Raw genomic sequence first — 1222 nt, 5'->3', positions numbered from 1 at the left:
GCTGATAGTCCCCGCCCGTTTAATGACCTGCGGCATGCCGATAATGTCCGGGTATTGACGGCGGCCGGTGACGTCTTCTTTTTTACGCCCTGCCCAGAGACGGATGGCGTAGTGGGTGTGCAGTTCAATGGTTAAGGCGGATTTCAGTACACCGGCACGACGGGGTGGCGGCGGGACGGTGTTTTCCTCAGGCTCAGACATAAAGAACAACTCCTGTTTAGTCAGCTTATGTCTGTGGAACTATCAGGGGAAAGGCATCGGTGGCTCAATGGATAATCAGTTACGGGAAAAAGGAAATATGCCCCCTGGCGTGATTCAGAGAAGATTATTTTTATCTCTTTGTTACCTGACTCATCAGGGACAATTTTCAGCTGCTTGTGTTTCGGTTATGTTCGTATAATTTTCGACCACGCCTATCTCCGACAATAGGACAGGTTTTCAGACTGACCGGATTCGGACAGGACAGTGCAATTTTTAACCTTGTGTGCCCCGGGCACACCCGTATGATTTTTAATCACCGCTATCTCCGGCACGATGACAGATTTTCAGACTGGCCTGATTCGGACAGGACAGTACGATTTTTAGCCTTGTGTGCCCCGGGCACACCCGTATGATTTTCAATCAGTTCAATTCTGAGCAACACGGTTTTTAGCTGATACCATCACGGTGATATTTCGCCAGATTCAGCTGCTGACGGATCTCGCTCACCACGTTGCGGACATGTGCCGGTGAAGCGGGTTGCACCGGACGTGAAACCGGCTGTTCAGGCTCAGTCGGTCGTCTTGCGGGGGCTGCCACCGTGGCGGGAACACCGGTCTGCCCCGGCTGCACAAATAATTTCCCTTCCCGTGCCCGTTTCATGACGGTCAGCAGCCAGCCCACCGGATTGCCGATACTGCCTGTCCGCAGGGCGTTATCCAGACTGCGCAGTACCGTTTGCGCCTGTTCAGCAGGCAGCGCCTGTAACTGACTGGTCAGCATGGTCACATCGTCCGCCTCCAGTTGCCGGCACAGCCCTTCGGGCAGAAAAATGGCGGATGACTGATCGACGTATGTTTTTTTATTCACACTCTGTGTGAAAGAACGTACATAACAGTTCGGTTTAGTGGTTTGACTATAAGCCGTTGATTTAAGACTGAGTTCGGTTTCCGAATCCGGTGTCTCTGAGGGGGCCTGCTGACTGAGTCCGGCAACCGGACCCGGTACCGGCTGACGGCGTCCG

At 53.3% G+C, this 1222-nt stretch carries 1 protein-coding gene and 1 pseudogene; both read right to left on the bottom strand.

Going from position 1 to position 1222, the window contains the following annotated elements:
* Positions 1-201, bottom strand: a 201-nt coding sequence (locus Xinn_RS20880) for an AcaB family transcriptional regulator (RefSeq protein WP_153043436.1), incomplete at its 3' end; no start/stop codon positions are given.
* A gap of 447 nt (positions 202-648) precedes the next feature.
* Positions 649-1222 (bottom strand): annotated as a pseudogene (locus tag Xinn_RS20870) (STY4528 family pathogenicity island replication protein); the annotation flags it as partial.

Origin of the sequence: Xenorhabdus innexi (genome assembly GCF_002632485.1) — a bacterium.
GTDB classification, from domain to species: domain Bacteria; phylum Pseudomonadota; class Gammaproteobacteria; order Enterobacterales; family Enterobacteriaceae; genus Xenorhabdus; species Xenorhabdus innexi.
Note: the sequence above shows the minus strand (reverse complement) of the source record. Positions and strands in the feature narration are given on the sequence as shown.